The organism is Methylobacterium sp. WL103 (assembly GCF_008039885.1).
Taxonomy (GTDB): Bacteria; Pseudomonadota; Alphaproteobacteria; order Rhizobiales; family Beijerinckiaceae; genus Methylobacterium; species Methylobacterium cerastii.
Genome location: NZ_VRUX01000880.1, coordinates 1 through 1,331, shown reverse-complemented (window position 1 = coordinate 1,331; position 1,331 = coordinate 1). Strand labels below are relative to the sequence as shown.

Annotated in this window: 1 protein-coding gene; it reads left to right on the top strand. The window is 73.4% G+C overall.

From position 1 onward, the window contains the following. Positions 1-99 precede the first annotated feature (99 nt). Positions 100-1,331 (top strand): glycosyltransferase family 4 protein (locus FV222_RS26360; protein WP_147816072.1); only part of this gene is annotated, 1,232 nt, incomplete at its 3' end.

Here is a 1,331-nt window from a genome sequence, read left to right as displayed (position 1 = left end):
CGCGAACATCCCGGACCTGCTCGGCGGCCTCGACCGGATCGCCGAGCGCGTCCGCGCGCTGAACGCCGCCGCCCCGGCTCTCGCGCTCGGGGACCGGGCGTGAGCGAAGCCCGCATCGCGATCGTGCTGAAGGGCTATCCACGGCTGTCGGAGACCTTCATCGCCCAGGAGATCCTGGCGCTCGAAGGGCGCGGCCTCACGCTGGCGATCTGGTCGCTGCGCCGCCCGACCAACGCGAGCCGCCATCCGATGCACGGCGCGATCGCGGCGCCGGTCTTCTATTTGCCCGAATACCTGCACGAGGCGCCGCTGCGGGTGCTGCGGGCGCTGGCCTCGGGCCTTCGGCGCCGGCGCTTCGGCGCCCTGGTCCGACAATTCACGGGTGATCTGCTGCGCGATCCGACCGCCTCGCGCGTGCGCCGCCTCGGGCAGGCCCTGGTGCTGGCCCGGGAGCTGCCCGACGCGGTCGATCACCTGCACGCGCACTTCCTGCACACGCCGGCCAGCGTCGCCTGCTACGCCGCGCTGCTGACCGGGCGAAGCTGGAGCTTCTCGGCCCACGCCAAGGACATCTGGACGACGCCTGACCGGGAACTCGCCGACAAGCTCGCCGACGCGGCCTGGGGGGTGACCTGCACCCGCGACGGGCTCGGGCGCCTGCGGGCGGTGTCCGGACGCGTTGACCCGGAACCCGGCCACGTCGCGCTCGCCTATCACGGCCTCGACCTCGCGCGGTTTCCCGAGCCGGCTGCCCGCCCGCCGCGGGACGGCACGGATGCCGGCGACCCGATCCGCCTGCTTTGTGTCGGCCGCCTCGTCCCCAAAAAAGGGCACGACGACCTGATCGAGGCGCTGGCGAGCCTGCCGCCGACCTTGAACTGGCGCCTCGACCTCGTCGGCGGCGGCGAGTTGCGGGACGCTCTGAAGGCTCGCGTCACCGAACGTGGGCTCGCATCTCGCATCACCTTCCACGGTGCGCTGGCCCAGCCGGCGGTCGTTGCGGCGATGCGGGCGGCCGACCTGTTCGTGCTGCCGACCAAGCCTGCGCCCTCCGGCGACCGCGACGGCCTGCCGAACGTGCTGATGGAGGCCGCATCGCAGGGGCTGCCAATCCTCGCCACGGCCTTCGCCGGGACGCCGGAGTTCATCACCGACGGGGTCGAAGGATGCCTGGTCCCGCCCGGCGATCCGGCGGCGCTGGCGGCGGCGATTCTCGCATTGGCCGGCGATCCGGCCCAGCGGCGGCGCCTCGCGGACGCCGCCCATACGCGCCTGCTGCAGGATTTCTCCCTCGACGCGGGCATCGATCTGATCGCCGGGCGGCTCGCCGC